We start from the raw sequence: 18,552 nt of genomic DNA on the forward strand, positions 1-18,552 counted from the left end.
TATGAGAAAGCTTATTAAAAAAATTTTATATTATTTTTTAAATTATGTTGATGAAAAAGAGAGTACAGTGTTTTCTGGTTTTTCAAGAGGTTTAAAAAATGTTAGTTTTGAAGGTAATAATGCTGTTCCAGATCGTTGTAACTTTTCTGGAAAAATTAAAATAGGGTTTGCAACTACACTTGGATATAATAACTTTTTTCATGGAAACATTAGAATTGGAAAATATTGTCAGTTTGGAGCAGATGTAGCAGTACACACGTCTAATCACCCAATTACTTATTTAAGTACATATATTAATAAAAACCTTTTTTCTGGTGAATTAAAGAAATTTAAAGAAACAAAGGAGACAGTAATAGGTAATGATGTTTGGGTTGGACATAATGCAATTATTGTTGGAGGTGTTACTATAGGAAATGGAGCAATAATAGCAGCGGGTTCTGTTGTTACTAAGGATATTGAACCTTATTCAATAGTTGGAGGTGTTCCAGCAACCTTTATAAAAAAAAGATTCTCTCAAAATGTCATCCAAGAAATAGAAGAGTTAAAATGGTGGGATAAACCAACAAAAGATTTGATTAAGATAAAACCATTGTTTTTTAAAAATTTTCTAAACAAAAAAAGCATTTATGAATCAGATTAAAATAAATTAATTTAACAGATAAATTAAATTGTTTTTTAAAATTATAAAAATAAATGAATCACTATATAGAAATAAATGGAAGAAAAATAGGAAGAGATTATCCTCCTTTTGTAATTGCAGAAATAGGAATTAACCACGAAGGTTCTCTAAAAGTAGCCAAAGAAATGGTAGATGCTGCTTTTAGAGCAGGAGCAGAATGCGTTAAGCATCAAACTCATATTGTAGAAGATGAGATGAGCGGTTTAGCTAAAAATGTAATACCAGGAAATGCAGATATTTCTATTTACGAAATAATGAAACGATGTGCTCTAAATGAAAAAGATGAAATAGCTTTAAAAGATTATGTAGAAAGTAAAGGAATGATTTTTATTTCTACACCATTTTCTAGAGCAGCATCAGAACGATTAGAAAAAATGGGTGTTGCAGCTTATAAAATTGGGTCTGGAGAATGTAATAATTATCCACTTTTAGAGCATATAGCTACTTTTGGTAAGCCAGTAATATTAAGTACGGGAATGAATACTATTAAAAGTGTAACAAAAGCAGTTGAAATCTTTGAAAAAGCAAATGTACCTTTAGCCTTATTACATACAACAAACTTATATCCAACACCAGTGCATTTAGTACGTTTTGGTGCAATGCAAGAATTGTCAGAAGCATTTCCTAAAAATGTTTTTGGGTTGTCAGATCACACATTATCTAATCACGCGTGTTTTGGTGCTGTAGCTCTTGGAGCATCAATTTTAGAACGTCATTTTACCGATTATATGGAAAGAACAGGTCCAGATATTGTTTGTTCTATGGATGAAAAAAAATGTAATGAACTTATTGAAGGAAGTAAATTAATTTGGCAAATGCGAGGTGGTACCAAGGAGCCAGCAAAAGAAGAGCAAGTTACTATAGATTTTGCCTTTGCTTCAGTTGTTTCAATTAAACCAATTAAAAAAGGAGAAGTTTTTACAAAAGACAATTTATGGGTTAAAAGACCTGGTACTGGAGAGATTTTAGCTGAAGAATTTAATAATATATTAGGTAAGAAAGCTAAAAATTATATAGAAGAAGATAGACATTTAAATTGGAGAGATATTGAGTAATAAAAAGAAAATAGTTTTTCTTACAGGAACTCGAGCAGATTTTGGTAAATTAAAATCTTTAATAAAAATTACTCAAAATAATATAAATTTTGATGTTCAAATTTTTGTTACTGGAATGCATTTAGATGAAACATATGGATCAACTGTAAATGAAATATATAAAAGCGGTTTTAAAAATATTTATACGTATAAAAATCAGGATTCAACAGAGTTTATGGACAGAACTTTAGCAAAAACAATAACAGGTTTTTCTAATTTTATATCTGAACAAAAACCAGATTTAATTGTTGTTCATGGAGATAGGGTTGAAGCTTTAGCTGGAGCAATTGTAGGAAGCTTAAATAATATTTTAGTATCACATATTGAAGGTGGTGAAATTTCAGGAACTATTGATGAATTAATTCGTCATTCTGTTAGTAAATTATCTCATTTGCACTTAGTCTCAAATACAGAAGCTAAAAAAAGATTAATTCAAATGGGAGAATTAGAAAGTTCTATTTATGTAATTGGTTCTCCAGATTTAGATTTAATGAACCCAAATTCTTTGCCATCTTTAAAAAAAGTAAAAGGATATTATGAAATTCCTTTTATTGATTATGCAATTGTAATGTTTCACCCTGTAACAACTGATTATAAAAATATAAAGAAAAATGCTAAAAACTTTGTAGATGTATTATTAAAATCAGAAGAAAATTTTGTTGTTATTTACCCAAATAATGATTTAGGAACTGTAGAAATATTAAAAGAGTATAAACGGTTAGAAAATAATTCAAGAATTAAAATTTATCCATCATTAAGGTTTGAATACTTTTTAAGATTATTAAAAGAAGCAAAATTTATAATAGGTAATTCAAGTGCAGGTGTAAGAGAAGCACCATATTATAAAGTGCCAACAATTGATGTAGGTTCTAGACAAAATAATAGATCTCAAGCAAATTCTATTATTAATGTTTCTTATAGTTCAGATGAAATTTTATTAGCAATAAAACAACTAAATTTTAAAAAACAAAAAACTATTGATATTACTGAATTTGGAAGTGGAAAAAGTGATAAACTTTTTTTAAAATTATTAGAATCAAATTCAATTTGGAAAGTTAATTGTCAAAAACAATTTCAAGATCTTTAAATGAAAGTTTTAGCTATTATACCAGCAAGAGGAGGGTCAAAAGGAATTCCTAGGAAAAATGTGATTCCTTTTTTAGGAAAACCATTAATTCAATGGTCTATTGACGCAGCTTTAGACTCTAAGATTATTACGGATGTTGTTGTTACATCTGATGATGATGAAATATTAGAGTTATCTAGAAAAACGTTAAATGTTAAAACTATAAAAAGACCAAAGGAGTTAGCAGAAGATGATTCTAGAACAGAACCAGTTTTAATTCATGCATTAGAAAGTATCAAGAACATAAAATATGATTATTTAGTTTTATTGCAACCAACGTCTCCATTAAGAAATGCTAATCATATTGATAAAGCATTTTATAGGTTAAAAGAATTAAATGCTAATTCTTTAATTAGTGTCTGTAATATGGAACACCATCCTTATAAATCTTTTAGAATTAATGAAAAAGGTTTTTTAGAAGGAATTATTAATAATGATTTTCCTTTTAGTCCAAGACAAGAATTACCTAAAACTGTGAGAGCAAATGGAGCTATATATATAATTAAAGTTGAAACTTTTATTGAAAAAAAAATATTACTAACAAGTGAAACTACTTTTTTTGAAATGTCTAAAGAAAATAGTTTAGATATTGACACAATAGAAGATTTAAATTATAAAGGATGAAAATAATAATTATAGTTCCAGATGGTGTTGGTGTAAGAAATTACTTGTTTTCTAATTTTGTAAGTAACTTAATTAAAGAAAATAATGAGGTTTTTATTTATCATAAACTATCTAAATCTGCAATTGAAGAAATTAAAAATGTAAAACCAGAGATTAAAAATTTTATAGAAATACCACATTTTATAGAAAAACCAAAAGTTAGAATTGTTAGAGAAAGTTTAGCATATGCAAGACTGTTAAGAAATAAAGAAAAGCTAAATAATAAAACTATAATGAAGTTTTGGAATCCTAATAAAAAAGGGATTAAAAAGAAAATTTTATATTTTTTAGCTGAACTTTTAGGTTATTTTTTATCAAAATCAAAAAAACTTATAAAAATCTATGATAAAATATATGAAAAAGAAATACAAAGTAGTAACCAATCAAACTTAATAAATAAGAAGCTTTTAGATATTAAACCAGATTTTATTTTAAACCTTCATCAAAGAGCTCCAATTGCATCACTAATTGTAGAATCTGCAAAAAAAATAAATATTAATACAGGAACTGTTATATTTTCTTGGGATAATGTTCCAAAAGCGAGATTAGTTTCAAGATATAATTATTATTTTGTTTGGTCTGAATTAATGAAAAATGAACTGTTAGAATTATATCCTGAAATTATAGAAAAACAAATAAAAGTTACAGGTACCCCACAGTTTGAATTTTATTATGAAAGCAATTATCTTTTAGATAAAAAAATATTTTTTAGTAAATATGGTCTTGATATTAGAAAAAGAACGATTTGTTATTCAGGAAATGATAGTTCATCACCATATGAAGCAAATTATTTAAAAGATATTTGTGAATCTATTTCTCAAATTAAAGAGGAAGATAGACCTCAAATTATTTTTAGAAGGTGTCCTGTTGATAAATCTGATAGATTTGATAAAGTATTAGAAAACTATAAAGGTCTTATTTATTCTATTGATCCAGATTGGAGAATTGAGAAAGAGCAAGAAGATTCTTTTGCTTCTATTTACCCAACACTTAACGATAATAAAATATTAATAAATACAGTTCAATATTCTGATGTAGTTATAAATTTAGGTAGCACTATGGCCCATGATTTTGCAGTTTTTGATAAACCATGTTTATATTTAAATTACAATCCTGTTAAAAATTCAAAATATAAAGTTGAAGATATATATAAATTTCAACACTTTAGAAGTATGGAAAATATAGAAGCTGTTGGATGGATAAATAATAAAGAAGAAATAATAAAAAAAGTTATTAAGGCAATAGAGACGCCAGATAAAGTAGGTAGAGATAGAAAAAAATGGTTACAAAGAATTATATTTCACCCTCTACATAATAATTCTATTGAATTATCTAAGACAATTTTAGAAGAATTAAAAAATATTAATTAATGCATATTTGTTACATAACAGCAGAGTATCCAATTTTAAACCTAAGTCATGGAGGTATAGGCACTTTTGTTAGGAATTTAGGGTATGAACTTGTAAAAAAAAATCACAAGGTTACAGTTATAAGAATTAGCAAAGTTCAAGAATATGATTTAATTATAGATGAAGGAATTGAAGTTTATATTCTGCCTCAAAGTAAACTACCTTTATCTTTTATTTTTAATTCTAGAATAATAAATAAAACAATTAAAAAAATTAATTCCAAAAATACAATTGATGTAATTGAAACTTCAGAATTAGGTTTAGCTTTTATTAATAAATTAAAAGGAATCAAATATATAATTAGGATGCATGGTGGGCATCATTATTTTTCACTTGCAGAAAAAAGAAAATTAGAATGGAGAAAAGTATGGCAGGAAAAAAAATCTTTTTTTAAATCAGACCATATTATAGCAGTTTCTAGTTATGTAGGCGAAACTACTAGAGAGTTACTTAAATTAGGTGAAAGGGAAATTAAAGTTATCTATAATCCAATTGATGTAAGTAGGTTTTATCAATCGGATTATAATAAAATTGAAAAGTATAGTATTTTTTTTGCTGGTACATTAATAGAAAAAAAAGGTATAAGACAATTAATAGAATCGTTAAAATATTTAGTAGATGAGTTTCCAAAGGTAAAGTTAAAAATTGCAGGACGAGATTCTACATTACCGGGCACAAATACTCCTTATAGGCCAATTTTAGAATCTAGTATAACAAAAAAAATAGAATCTCATATAGAGTTTTTAGGTGTTTTACCTAATTTTGAATTACCAATTTATATCGAGTCTTCTAATGTCTGTTGTTATCCAAGTCATATGGAGGCTATGCCATTGGCATGGTTAGAAGTTTTAGCAATGGGTAAAATTTTTATAGGTAGTGAAACTGGACCAGGAAAAGAAGTTGTTAAAGATAAAATTACAGGTTTGTTATGTAACCCTTATGAGCCTAAATCTATTGCAGAAAAAATAAAATGGGTTTTTAATAATGCTAAATTGTCAAATGATATTGGGATAAAAGCAAGAAAAGATGCTCAAAAAAGATTTAATATTAAATTCTTAGTTGAAGAAAATATTCTCTATTATCAAAAAATTATATCAAATTAATAAATATTTAATTAGAACTATTATAATTATTTTTTAATTATAGATTAGAATTAGATAAGTAAATTTATTATGAAGAAAGAAAAAAATACAATAATTATTGCTATGTCCCCTTTCGGTAATTCAATTTCTGATTATTATAACTTCTTAGCAGATGAATTTATTAAAAATAATTTTAAAATAATATTTATATTTGATGGTGGAACACCAGAATTAATTGAATGTTATCAATTGAAATCGGTTAAAAAAAATGTTCTATTCTGGCCTTCAGTTAGACCAACTAAATATAAAGATTTTTTATTTTTATTTAAACTGATAAAAAGAGAAAGACCAATAATGTGTATTTCAAATTTCGGTTCTACTAATATTATTTCTTTAGTAAGTTATCTGTTAGGTGTTAAAACTCGTGTAAACTATGTCCATACAACCTCAAAACAATTGTATATTGATTCAAAAATAGGTTTTTATAAAAAAATATTTTTAAAGTATAGGAAAAAGTTAGTTTATGGTATAAATACTCACCTTTTTACAAATTCAATTGGAACTAAAAAAGATACATCTAAATTTTATAACATTCGCAGAAAAAAAATAAATATACTTCCATTATTACTTAAACCTAGTACTATACCATATAAAAGAAAAGAAGAAAGAGAATATTGTATTAGTATTGTTGGACGTTTAAATTTATCTAAAGGACATAAAGCTTTATTTTTTTTATTTAAAAAATGTCTTGTTCAGTATCCAAACTTAAAATTAAAAATTATAGGAGGTGGTTCTTTAAAACAAGAACTTATTGATTTAGCAAAATTTTTAAAAATTTATAACAATATTATATTTGTAGGAAAAGTTCCTCATAAAAAAATAGGAGAAGTTTTTTCAAATTCATTGATAAATATATCTTCTAGTATAGAAGAGGCTTATGGTTTAGTAAATATTGAGGCTTTAAGAGAAGGAACTCCATTAATTTGCACAATTACAGCAGGAAGTTTAGATATTTTAAAACCTAAATATAATGGTCTATTTATAAGTCATAATGATGAAGATTCTTTAACAAATACAGTTATGTTAATATTAAATAATTGGGAACTTTATTCAAAAAATGCCCTACACACTTTTGAGAATTGTTATTCTATTAATAATATTAATAAGCATACTCAAATAATTAGTAATTGTTTTAATTAATATTCTAGAATAAAAAAAAATGAAGTTTGGAATAATTACACATGCAGTCCATAAAATAAAAGAAAAACAAATCTATTCTTACGAACCTTATGTTCGTGAAATGAATTTATGGGCTAAATATGTTGATGAAATAGTAATAGTAGCACCAATTTCAAATAATAATATAGAAAATATTGAAAAAGCATACAATCATTCTAATTTAAGAATTTTTGAAATATCAAATTTTAATATTACATCTATAAAAAATATAATTAAGACTCTGCTAGTAATTCCCAAAATATGTTTTTCAATTTTAAAAATTATGAAAGATGTCGATCATATTCATATACGTTGTCCTGGTAATATTGGTTTATTGGGTTGCTTTATACAGGTATTATTTCCTTCTAAGCCTAAAACGGTTAAATATGCAGGTAATTGGGATCCAAATAGTAGACAACCATTGAGTTATAGAATACAAAAATGGATCTTATCAAATACATTTTTAACAAGAAATTGTAAAGTATTAGTTTATGGTCATTGGAAAAATCAATCTCAAAATATTATCCCTTTTTTTACTGCTTCGTATAAAAAAAATGAGATTGAAGTTGTGAGAAAAAAGACTTTTTCTTCTAGAATTATATTTATGTTTGTTGGTGCTTTTTCAAAAGGAAAACAACCTTTTTTAAGTGTGAAAGTTGTAGAAAATTTATATTTAAAGGGGGTTAATGTTCATTTAAAAATGTTTGGTGAAGGAGAAGAATTTTTAAAAATAAAGGAATATATCAGTAATAATTCTTTAGAAAAAATAATTACACTATATGGAAATCAACCTAAAAATGAAGTGAAACATGCCTATAAAACCTCTCATTTCTTATTGTTTATCTCTCAGTCTGAAGGATGGCCTAAAGTTGTTGCTGAAGCTATGTTTTGGAGGTGTCTTCCAATTTCTTCTAATGTTTCTTGTGTTAACTCAATGTTAGATTATAATAATAGAGGAAGTGTTCTTAAAGCAGATATTACCGTAAATGAAGTAACATCAGAAGTTATTAATTATTTAGAAAATGAAAATAAATATCAAGAAAAAGTGTTAAATGCATTTAAATGGTCTCAAAGTTATACTTTAGACAAGTTTGAAACTGAAATTAAAAATCTATTAAGAAATTGAGTAAATTAAAAGTCATACAAATTACAGATTCTTTAAATGTTGGAGGGACTGAAGTATTGGCGGTTAATATAGCTAATACTTTTTTAGAATATAGTATAGATTCTCATTTATGTAGTACTCGAGAACAAGGTTTTTTAAAAAGTTTTTTAAATAAAAAAGTCAATTACTTGTTTTTAAATAAAAAATCGATTTTTGATATAAAAGCTTTGTTAAAACTTTGTAGATATATAAAATTGAATAAAATTAATATAATTCATGCGCATTCTACATCTTTGTTTTTTTCTTGTTGTTTAAAATTTTTGTTACCAAATGTAAAATTATTTTGGCATAATCATACAGGGGCAAATTATTTTTTAAAAGGGAAAAGGTTAAGAATAATTAAATTCCTTTCACTATTTGTAGATGGAATTATAAATGTCAATGAAGAATTAAATACATGGAGTAAAGCTAAATTAAAACATAAAAATACTATTAAGTTAAATAACTTTCCTGTATTTAAAAATTTAGAAAAAATAACTAAGCTATCAGGTGAAGATAATAAGCGAATAATTTGCTTAGCAGCTTTAAGGCCAGAGAAAGATCATTTAATGTTATTAAATGCTTTTAAAATAATACATGAAAAACATAAAGACTGGACACTACATTTGGTTGGTAAAGATTATAATAATGAGTATTCAAATAAAATTAAAAGTTTTATCAAAACAAAAAAATTACAAAAGTCTATTTTTCTATATGGGATGTGTTCAGATATTAAAAATATTTTACAACAAGTTGAAATAGGAGTATTATCTTCTAAAAATGAAGGTTTACCTATTTCTTTATTAGAATACGGTTTAGCAAATTTACCAGTTTTAACAACAAATGTAGGTGAATGTAAAAAAGTAATCAATCATGATAAAGCAACTGTAATTCCTAAAAGAAGTGATATTTTTGCATTAGCTTTGTTAGATATAATTGAAAATGACTTTTTAAAATTTGAAATTTCTAAGGCTTTAAATGATAATATTAATTTAATATTTTCTAAAGAAAATTTTATTTCTGATTTAAAAAAAATGTATAAAAACTAATGATAGAAAAAATATTAAATAATAGATTTTTGATTATTGGTATTCACATAGCTTTAGGCTTTCTTGTTACTGTTTTACCAATTGCTAAAATATATTCTTTACTTTTTTTTATTGTAGGTGTATTAATTATTTATAAATCAAAAAATAAAAACGAAGAAGCTTTTTATTTAGCTTCTTACCTGGTTGGTACAGAGGTTTTCATGAGGATGTCAAATGCAGCAATACTATATGAAACAGGTAAGTATGGTTTAATATTGTTTATTTTAATGGGGCTCTTTTTAGGCCCTGTGAGACAAAAATCAACAGTTTCTTTTTTAGTATATATATTATTTTTATTGATAGGTATAGTTTTTACTCAGGTTCCTATGGGGGAGTCAATTAGAAAAGCAATTGTATTTAATTTAAGCGGACCATTAACACTTGGTGTTTTTGCTTTTTATTGTTACAACCGCACAATATCTATAACACAATTAAAAGAACTTCTGTTTTTTTGCTTATTACCAATGTTTTCTATGATAAGTTATATTTATTTTAGAACTCCTAATTTAGAAGAATTAGTATTTAATGCTCAATCTAATTTTGATACTTCTGGAGGTTTTGGACCTAATCAAGTTGCAACTATGCTTGGTTTTGGAGTGTTTATTTTGGGGGTATTTCTTTTTGTTAGAGTAAAAATTTCAGTATATATTTTTTTAGATGGAATATTTTTGGCATACTTTATTTATAGAGGTTTGCTAACTTTTTCTAGAGGAGGGATGATTACAGCAGCTATTGGTTTTGCTTCTTTTGCTTTTTTTATGTTCTTATTTAATAGAGTTACTCTTGTAAAAATTTCTAAATACATTTTTATAACTATAATTTTATTTTTTGGTATTTGGCTCTACACTTCAAATGTTACAGGAGGAATGATAGACAATAGGTATGCTAATAAAAATTCATCAGGAGTAGCTAAAAAAGATATATCAGCAGGTAGAACTAAGATTATTGATTCGCAATTAAATAGTTTTTATGAATCTCCAATTTTTGGAATTGGTGTTGGAAATGGTAAATATAAAAGATTAGAAAGTGGAAAAAAGATAACAGCTGCCTCACATAATGAAGTTAGTAGATTAATTGAAGAACATGGACTGTTAGGAGTTATATCATTATTAATATTATTAATAATGCCTATTAGAAATATTTATTTTGGAAATAATTATCAACGGGCATTTTTAAGTGCATTCTACATATTTTGGTTTTTAACAATTAACCACTCTGCAATGAGAATTGCTTTTCCAGCATTTGTTTACGGTTTAAGTTTAATTAGAATTGTTCCAGATGAAGAGTAACAGAATTCTTTATATAGGTAATAATTTAACAAAAAAGACAAAGTATAATTCTACAATTATAGTTTTATCTTCTTTATTAAAAAATGAAGGTTATAATGTAAAAGTATCATCTGATAAAATTAATAAAATTCTTAGGTTACTTGATATGTGTTTTTCGGTTTTTAGATTTAAATCGGACTATATTTTAATAGATACTTTTAGTACTGTAAATTTTTATTATGCTTTTGTTATATCTCAATTAGCTAGATTATTAAATGTAAAATATATTCCAATTTTACATGGTGGAAATTTACCTAATAGATTAAAAAAAAATAAAAAATTAAGTAATTTAATTTTTAATAATTCTTACAAAAACATTGCTCCTTCAAATTATTTAAAAACAGCTTTTGAATTTGAAGGATATTCTACTGAATTTATTCCAAATATTTTAGAAATAGATAATTATCAATTTAAAAAGAGAGAAATATTAAAACCAAAATTATTTTGGGTTAGAGCTTTTAAAGAAATTTATAATCCTACAATGGCAATAAATGTTCTGTTTGAACTTAAAAAAACACACCCAAATGCAACTTTATGTATGGTTGGTCCATTTGTAGACAATTCTTATAATGATGCATTAAAATTGGTGTCAGAATTAAAACTTGATGATTCAGTAGAATTTACAAATGTTTTATTAAAAGAAGATTGGCATAAAAAATCTGAAGATTTTGATATCTTTATCAATACAACAAATTTTGACAATACTCCTGTAAGTGTAATGGAAGCAATGGCTTTAGGACTACCAATAGTTACAACTAATGTAGGTGGAATTCCTTTTTTAATAGAAGATAGAGTTGATGGATTATTAGTAACAAAATCAAATTCTGATGAAATGAAAAACGCAATTATTTCGTTACTAGAAAATGAGTATCCACATTTATCAATTAATGCAAGAGAAAAAGTAGAACAATTTAGTTGGGAAAAAAATAGAAGTAAATGGTTTGAAATTCTTAAATAATGATAAAAAAAGTTATTTACATTTTAGGACAAAACCATAGAAATCCATCTTTAAAAACTAATTATGAGTTTTTAAAAAAATCTGAAAAATGGTCTTTAGAAAAACTAGAAGAATATCAACTTAAAAAGTTGCAAAAGCTTTTAAAAACAGCTTATAAGCATTCTGAATTTTATAGATTAAAATATGATGAATTAAAAGTTGATATAAATGATATAAAATCATTAGAAGATCTAAAAAAAATTCCTGTAACTACTAAAAATGATCTAATAAATTTTACCGATAAAATTCAAACTAATTTAAAATTTAAAAAGACATTTTTGGCAACTACTTCTGGTAGTTCAGGAGAATCATTACGATTTTTTAGAGATGAACATGCAGACTCTTTTAATAGGGCTTCAATAGAAAGAGGATATTCTTGGTTTGGTATTAAACCTTGGGAAAGGAATGGATATTTTTGGGGATTTAATTTTTCTGTTTCCAAACAAATAAAAAATAAATTTTTAGATTTTCTTCAAAATAGATTTAGAATATTTAGTTATGAAGAAAAAGCTCTTAAAAATTTTATTAAAAAATCTAAAAAAGCTAAATATATTCATGGGTATTCTTCTATGATATATCACACTGCTGTTTTAATTAATAAATTAAATTTATCAAAACCAAAGAACATTAAATTAATTAAAGGAACTTCAGAAAAAGTTTTTGATAGCTATAAACCAGAGATAAAAAAAGCTTTTGGTATTGATATTATTAGTGAATATGGAGCAACTGAGTCAGGTATAATTGCTTTCGAATGCAAAAATGGAAATATGCATTTAAATATGGAAGGTGTTGTAGTTGAACAAGTTGATGATGAAATTTTGGTTACTAATTTACAAATGCTTTCTTTTCCTATAATACGTTACAAAATAGGAGATTATATTTCTTTAGCTCCAAGAGATAAAAAATGTTCTTGTGGAAAAGAACACTTAATTTTAGAAGAAGTTACTGGTAGAATTGGTGAAAATGTTTACGGGTTTAAAAACACTTATCCGAGTTTATACTTTTATTACATATTTAAAAATTTATCAAAAAAAGAAGGAGTATTTTTAAACTATCAAGTTATTCAGTATAAAAAAGGAAATTTAGTTTTTTTAATAGAAAGTAAAATTAATATTGATGTTGAAAAAAAATTAATTAATGAGATTGTAAAATATTTTAAAAAAGATATTAATTTTGAAATTAAACAGCAATCCAATTTTGTTTATAATAAAGGAAAATTGAAAAATTTTATTTCAAAAATAAATGAATAATCTTGTTTCTATTATTACTGCTAATTATAATTCTGAGAAATTTATTTCTCAAACAATTCAGAGTGTTTTAGATCAGACTTATAAAAATTGGGAAATGATTATTGTAGATGATCTTTCTACAGATTCTAGTGTACCAATTATTAATTCTTATAGTAAAAAAGACGTTAGAATTAAATTGCATCAATTAAAAGAAAATTCTGGTGCTGCTGTAGCTAGAAATAAAGCTATATCATTGGCAACTGGTAATTTTATTGCTTTTTTAGATAGTGATGATTTATGGTTACCTAAAAAGTTAGAATTGCAAATAAACTTTATGGTTAAAAATAATTATTCATTATGTTATACTTCTTATGAAGTGATAAATGAAAGTGGAGTTTTAACTAACAAAACAATTATGTGTAAAAATAAGTTAGACTATAATAGAATGTTACATTCTAATGAAATTGGTTGTTTAACTGCAGTTTACAATAAAGATATTTTAGGAAAAGTTTTTATGCCTGAAGTTAGAAAGAGACAAGATTATGGTTTGTGGTTAAAAATATTAAGAACAGAAGCTTACGCTTTTGGTTTAACAGAAGTTTTAGCTCAGTACAGAGACAGAAGTGCATCTATTTCAAACAATAAAATTGAAATGTTAAAATGGAATTGGAATTTATTTAAAAATGTAGAAAAATTATCTTACTTTCGAGCTACATATTATACATTAAGTTGTGTTATAAATAAATTGCTTAAATGATTTCAAAATCATATTATAATATTTCTGAAAGAAAAGTACTATTAAGAATTTTTGATATCTTAATTTTTACTGTTAGTCTTTTTCTTGCTTCTAATTTTTTAAATTTTAATTACATAATTTTTTCTAATGAATATATTTTAAACTGGTTATTATTATTAGTTTTTTATCATTTAATTTTTGGGGAAATTTTTCAATTATATAATTTAAATGTTTCTAATAATAGATATACAGTTGTAAGAAGTGTAACATTAACTGCTTTTTTTACAACTATTTTTTACATTTTTACACCATATATTTCGCCTGTATTACCTAGTAATAGATTGCAAATTGTTTATTTGTTTTTGATACTTTCTTTTCCGGTTATTATTTGGAGATTTCTATATATGTGGTTAATATTTTCTCCAAAATATTTTAAAAGTGTAGTTTTTATTGGAAAGTCTGATAAGATTAAAGGGTTACTTAGACATGTAAAAAAAGACAATATTCATAATTTATCTGCCTATTTATCTGATAAAAAAGTAGATAATATTAAAGGGTTTAATGATATTAATAAAGTGAAGTTATCATCTTTAATTGAAGATACTAGTATTACAGAAGTTATTGTATCCATTAAAGGATTATCTTCTGAAATAATTAACTCTTTAAATAAAGAACTAGTTTTATTATTTGAAAAAGGAGTAAATATTGTAAGTTTTGAAACTTTTTATGAAGAAATTACACTAAGAGTCCCAAAAGAGTATTTAAAAAATAACTTTTATAAGCACCTAAGTTTTAGTAAGAATAATAACAGTCGTTTTTATCAATTTGGATTAAGATTTACAGACATTGTGTTTTCAGTATTTGGCTTAATAGCTTTCTTAGTTTTAATTCCTTTTCTTTTAATAGGAAATGTAATAGGTAATAGAGGTAGTCTATTTTATAGTCAAGAAAGAGTTGGTCAAAATGGAAGAAAATTTAAAATTTTTAAGCTTAGATCAATGGTTAAAAATGCCGAATCTAATGGAGCAGTTTGGGCTGTAAAAAATGATAATAGAATTACTTCTTTTGGAAAGTTTTTAAGACATACTAGATTAGATGAATTTCCTCAGTTTTATAATATTTTAATAGGAGATATGAGTATTATTGGTCCAAGACCAGAAAGACCAGAATTTGTTAGTGATTTAGAAAAACAAATACCATTTTATGCTATAAGAAATGTTGTTAGACCTGGTTTAACAGGTTGGGATCAAGTTAATTATCCTTATGCTAATACTATAGAAGAACAAGAAATAAAATTACGTTACGATTTATATTATATTAAAGAAAGAAGTGCTTTTTTAGACTTTAAAATTTTAATAAAAACAATAACTACAGTTTTATTTTTTAGAGGCCAATAAACTCTTGTGTAAGTATAAATACCTTGTAAAAAGTAATACTAATAAAGGTATAACTGCTAAAGGAAATACTTGAATTTTAGCAATCCATATTAAAGGAATTAATGCCATAAAAATTAAAAGTACCAATAAATAACTTCGAATCCATTTTGATAGATTGTTTTTAAGTAATAAAAATGCTATTATTAAATTTGGTACAAATGCCCATAAAAAATTTAAATTATTTGGTGCTGTAGAATGGCTTGAGAAAAACCACAGAAAAATAATAACTGCTCCAATTAATCCAGTAATAAAGAATAAAATAAAATCTAATATTTTAGTTCTTTTACCTTTTTTATTATCTATATAGGTTATAAATATCCCTAAAAATGCAATTATAGTAAATACTAAAAAAGGGCTGATTGTTGAAGGTTTAGGCTCTTTTTCTGAAAATCTTAAAAGTGTATTTTCTTTTTTTATTAATTTATTTTTATCTAATAAGGTAGCATTTTTAAAAGATGTATAAACATAATCTGGCAAATACATATATTCGTTAAAAGTTGCCTTTTTATCTAAAGACATACCTGCAATTAAATTCAAACCAAATGTGCCCCAAGAATTCCAATGAATTTCTTTATTGGTTAGTTGTCTAAAAGTTAATTCTTTTTGTTTATTATTATCATTAAAATGAACTTTAGAACCTAAAATGTTTTTTGTGATATCTCTTAATTTGGTAGCACAATTATCAAAATAAGGATCATAAAGATAATTTCTGTTTTTTGGAGTTGCATTCGTTTCTAAAAATATAAAATAGTCTTGTTTTTCTTGCTGTGTTAAGTTTAATATTTGTTCTTTTAACCAACGTTTATCCCTTTTATAACTTGCTAAAAAGTATTTAAATTCGTAGCGAGCCAAACTATAAATCATATTTCCTTTAGCAAAATTTAAAAGAAAGTTTGGTTGATTAAAATCAAACATCCCATAGTTGTAAATTAAGTCTAAATTTAAAACAGGATCTTTAACTCTAATGGCAGAATGCCCAAATGCTTCATATAATTCTTCTCCAGGTCCAGCAGTTATAATACTAATTTCAGAATAAACAGAAAGCTGAACTTGAGCTTTTAATGGAGAATAAATAGAAAAAAATAAAAATATGAAGATGTATTTTTTAATCATAATTATTATCGTCTAAAAAAACTATAATCTACTGTAATAGAAAAAATATTAGAATATAAAGCATTACCAACGCTTCCAATATTTGTTAAAGCATAATCTAATTTAATTCCATTATACTTAAAACCGATACCAAAATTTGGCTGTAATGAAAGAGATTTTGTGTTATCAAATTCTGTTATGTATTGAAAATTACCTACCCCAGTTCTTAAATACACTAAATCATCAAAATTTAATTGAAAACCTACTGCAGGATCAACACTTAAAGCATCAGAAGAAAATAAATCATTTGTTTTTGCAAATCGAATATTGGCATTTATTTCTGTTAACAAATTAAAAAAGAGACCTAATTTCCAAATTTTAGCAACTCCTAATTGTACTTTAGGTTTTGTTACTTCTGTTGTTTCTGGTAATTCTTGATTTTGACCAGGAATAGCATCTTTTATCTTATTAAACTCATCTTCATTAATAGCCCAACTATTAAAAGTTGTAGTAATATCTCTAGCCATTAATCCAAATTTCCATGTATTTCTTTCAAATTGAATTCCGGCATCAAAACCAAAACCCCAAGAAGAAGCAAAATCACCAATAATTCTTCTAACAATTTTAGCATTTACACCAAATTTTACATCCTTAAAAAGTAAGTTTCTAGCATAAGCAAAATTAAATGCATAATCTGCAGAAGAAAAAAGACTAATTCTATTAAAATCTATGTTTCCATTACTATCAATTAATTCTGTAGTATTCATTATATCATCAACACCAAAACGAATTACAGAGATTCCTACAGCACTTTGTTTATCTATTGGCATTGCAAAACTAGCATGATTGTAATTTGCAATTCCTGCAAAATAAGAAGCATGCATTAATGAACCTTGATAATCTTCTATACCAACTAAACCTGCAGGATTCCAATAAATAGAATTAACATCGTTTGTAGTTGCAACAATGCTTTTGCTCATTCCTAATCCAGCAGCATCAACACCTATTGTTAAAAATTCATTAGAATAACTTCTAAATGCTTGTGCAGATAAAAAAAACGGAGTGAGAAGTACTAAAAGTAATATTTTGTGTTTCAAATGGCGAAAATTATCTATAACAAATATCTAAAAACATACTAAAATAACACTAGTTTTTTAAAGATATTGTTTACAATAGTTTAATCTGAATGTTTTCTCGAATAAATCTTTCTATTCTGAGTTCTAACCAAGTATTTTCTGAAGGTTTAAAAGAGGACATAAAACCAACATGACCACCATAATTTGGACCTTCAAAGAAAAAAACTTCAGAATTATGAGCTTCATCAAAGGGAAAACATTCTTTAGATAAAAAAGAATCGTCTTTAGCATTTATTAGCAACGTTGGTTTTGTAATTTTTGATAGAAAAGGTTTAGAACTTGCTTTTTCCCAATAATCTTCTGGACTTTCAAAACCAAATATAGGTACAGTATATAAATGTTCTAAATGTTTAAATTTTGTAGCTTTAAATAGTTGATTCTTATCTAAATTATATTCTGGAAACTTAAAAGATTTTTCTAAAACTTTGTTTTTCATTGTTTTAAAAAACATTTCTATGTATAATTTGTTTTTTAGTTTATCCATTTCTAATTCAGCAGAAGCAATATCTATAGGAACAGAAACTGCAATACCTCCTTGTATTTTTGGATTTATATTTTCAGCTTGTTCACCTATATATTTAAGTGTTAAATTTCCTCCTAAACTAAAGCCAATAATAATTAAATTTTCATAACTATAATTCTCTAAAAGATAATTTACTACAAAATCTACATCTTCTGTTTTACCACTATGATAGGTGCTTAAAAGTAAATTATCTTCTCCAGAACAACCTCTTAAATTAAAACAAACAGTATCTAATCCTTTTTTATTTAGGTGATTAGAGTTGGATGCAATGTATTTAGATTCTGAACTACCTTCTAAACCATGAATTAATAAAACCAATGTTTTAGATCCTACAATAGAAAAATCTAAATCTATAAAATCTTCATCCCAAGTAGTAATTCTTTTTCTAGAATAATTACAAGTATCTTTCATAAAAATGGGTCTGTACATTGTGTTAAAATGTCCATTTTTAAATGGTAAAGTAGGAGAGAAGTCTGATGTAAAAACAGGCATAGAAATTCTTTCTTACAAATATGACAAAAAAACTGCAATTTAGAAAACCAACAAATTTTGATTTCTTATTTTAGCTTTTC

17 protein-coding genes are annotated in these 18,552 nt (G+C 25.1%); 14 read left to right on the plus strand and 3 right to left on the minus strand.

Features of this window, described 5'->3' with window-relative positions; translation table 11 throughout:
- The first annotated feature begins 1 nt into the window (after position 1).
- From MPF13_RS05425 to MPF13_RS05490, 14 genes are all read left to right on the plus strand, one after another.
- A complete protein-coding gene (locus MPF13_RS05425; protein ID WP_249981314.1) occupies positions 2–640 on the plus strand; it encodes a CatB-related O-acetyltransferase in 639 nt (212 codons plus the stop codon).
- A 53-nt stretch (positions 641–693) separates the two neighbouring features.
- Positions 694–1,734, plus strand: a complete 1,041-nt coding sequence (locus tag MPF13_RS05430; protein ID WP_249981315.1) for an N-acetylneuraminate synthase family protein — start codon at positions 694–696, stop codon at positions 1,732–1,734.
- A complete protein-coding gene (neuC, locus tag MPF13_RS05435; RefSeq protein ID WP_249981316.1) occupies positions 1,727–2,860 on the plus strand; it encodes a UDP-N-acetylglucosamine 2-epimerase in 1,134 nt (377 codons plus the stop codon). The genes MPF13_RS05430 and neuC overlap by 8 nt, the downstream gene beginning before the upstream one ends.
- On the plus strand, positions 2,861–3,523 hold the full coding sequence (locus tag MPF13_RS05440; protein WP_249981317.1) for an acylneuraminate cytidylyltransferase family protein: 663 nt from the start codon (positions 2,861–2,863) through the stop codon (positions 3,521–3,523).
- A complete protein-coding gene (locus MPF13_RS05445; protein ID WP_249981318.1) occupies positions 3,520–4,932 on the plus strand; it encodes a hypothetical protein in 1,413 nt (470 codons plus the stop codon). Before MPF13_RS05440 ends, MPF13_RS05445 begins: the two co-directional genes overlap by 4 nt.
- A complete protein-coding gene (locus tag MPF13_RS05450; RefSeq protein WP_249981319.1) occupies positions 4,932–6,074 on the plus strand; it encodes a glycosyltransferase family 4 protein in 1,143 nt (380 codons plus the stop codon). The genes MPF13_RS05445 and MPF13_RS05450 overlap by 1 nt, the downstream gene beginning before the upstream one ends.
- A gap of 69 nt (positions 6,075–6,143) precedes the next feature.
- The gene (locus MPF13_RS05455) at positions 6,144–7,253 is read left to right on the plus strand and encodes a glycosyltransferase (RefSeq protein WP_249981320.1); all 1,110 of its coding nucleotides are present in this window, start codon (positions 6,144–6,146) and stop codon (positions 7,251–7,253) included.
- Positions 7,254–7,272: 19 nt separating this feature from the next.
- A complete protein-coding gene (locus tag MPF13_RS05460) occupies positions 7,273–8,397 on the plus strand; it encodes a glycosyltransferase (RefSeq protein ID WP_249981321.1) in 1,125 nt (374 codons plus the stop codon).
- A complete protein-coding gene (locus MPF13_RS05465; RefSeq protein WP_249981322.1) occupies positions 8,394–9,464 on the plus strand; it encodes a glycosyltransferase in 1,071 nt (356 codons plus the stop codon). Before MPF13_RS05460 ends, MPF13_RS05465 begins: the two co-directional genes overlap by 4 nt.
- Positions 9,464–10,792, plus strand: a complete 1,329-nt coding sequence (locus tag MPF13_RS05470; RefSeq protein ID WP_249981323.1) for an O-antigen ligase family protein — start codon at positions 9,464–9,466, stop codon at positions 10,790–10,792. Before MPF13_RS05465 ends, MPF13_RS05470 begins: the two co-directional genes overlap by 1 nt.
- Positions 10,782–11,789 carry a glycosyltransferase family 4 protein gene (locus MPF13_RS05475; protein ID WP_249981324.1) on the plus strand — a complete coding sequence of 336 codons (1,008 nt, stop codon included), beginning with the start codon at positions 10,782–10,784 and terminating at the stop codon, positions 11,787–11,789. Before MPF13_RS05470 ends, MPF13_RS05475 begins: the two co-directional genes overlap by 11 nt.
- Positions 11,789–13,078, plus strand: a complete 1,290-nt coding sequence (locus tag MPF13_RS05480) for a phenylacetate--CoA ligase family protein (protein ID WP_249981325.1) — start codon at positions 11,789–11,791, stop codon at positions 13,076–13,078. Before MPF13_RS05475 ends, MPF13_RS05480 begins: the two co-directional genes overlap by 1 nt.
- On the plus strand, positions 13,071–13,814 hold the full coding sequence (locus tag MPF13_RS05485; protein WP_249981326.1) for a glycosyltransferase family 2 protein: 744 nt from the start codon (positions 13,071–13,073) through the stop codon (positions 13,812–13,814). Before MPF13_RS05480 ends, MPF13_RS05485 begins: the two co-directional genes overlap by 8 nt.
- Complete coding sequence (locus tag MPF13_RS05490; RefSeq protein ID WP_249981327.1) at positions 13,811–15,190, plus strand: exopolysaccharide biosynthesis polyprenyl glycosylphosphotransferase; 1,380 nt, start codon at positions 13,811–13,813, stop codon at positions 15,188–15,190. The genes MPF13_RS05485 and MPF13_RS05490 overlap by 4 nt, the downstream gene beginning before the upstream one ends.
- Here the strand turns inward: MPF13_RS05490 and MPF13_RS05495 are convergent.
- From MPF13_RS05495 to MPF13_RS05505, 3 genes are all read right to left on the minus strand, one after another.
- Positions 15,170–16,342: a lipoprotein N-acyltransferase Lnb domain-containing protein gene (locus tag MPF13_RS05495; protein WP_249981328.1), complete on the minus strand. Its 1,173-nt coding sequence runs from the start codon at positions 16,340–16,342 to the stop codon at positions 15,170–15,172. The genes MPF13_RS05490 and MPF13_RS05495 overlap by 21 nt on opposite strands.
- A gap of 5 nt (positions 16,343–16,347) precedes the next feature.
- The gene (locus tag MPF13_RS05500) at positions 16,348–17,418 is read right to left on the minus strand and encodes a putative type IX sorting system protein PorV2 (RefSeq protein WP_249981329.1); all 1,071 of its coding nucleotides are present in this window, start codon (positions 17,416–17,418) and stop codon (positions 16,348–16,350) included.
- Between the two features lie 70 nt (positions 17,419–17,488).
- Entirely contained in the window at positions 17,489–18,472 is a 984-nt protein-coding gene (locus MPF13_RS05505; protein ID WP_249981330.1) for a YheT family hydrolase, read from the minus strand.
- Between the last annotated feature and the right edge of the window lie 80 nt (positions 18,473–18,552).

The sequence above is a fragment of the Polaribacter sp. Z022 genome (genome assembly GCF_023555495.1).
Lineage (GTDB): Bacteria > Bacteroidota > Bacteroidia > Flavobacteriales > Flavobacteriaceae > Polaribacter.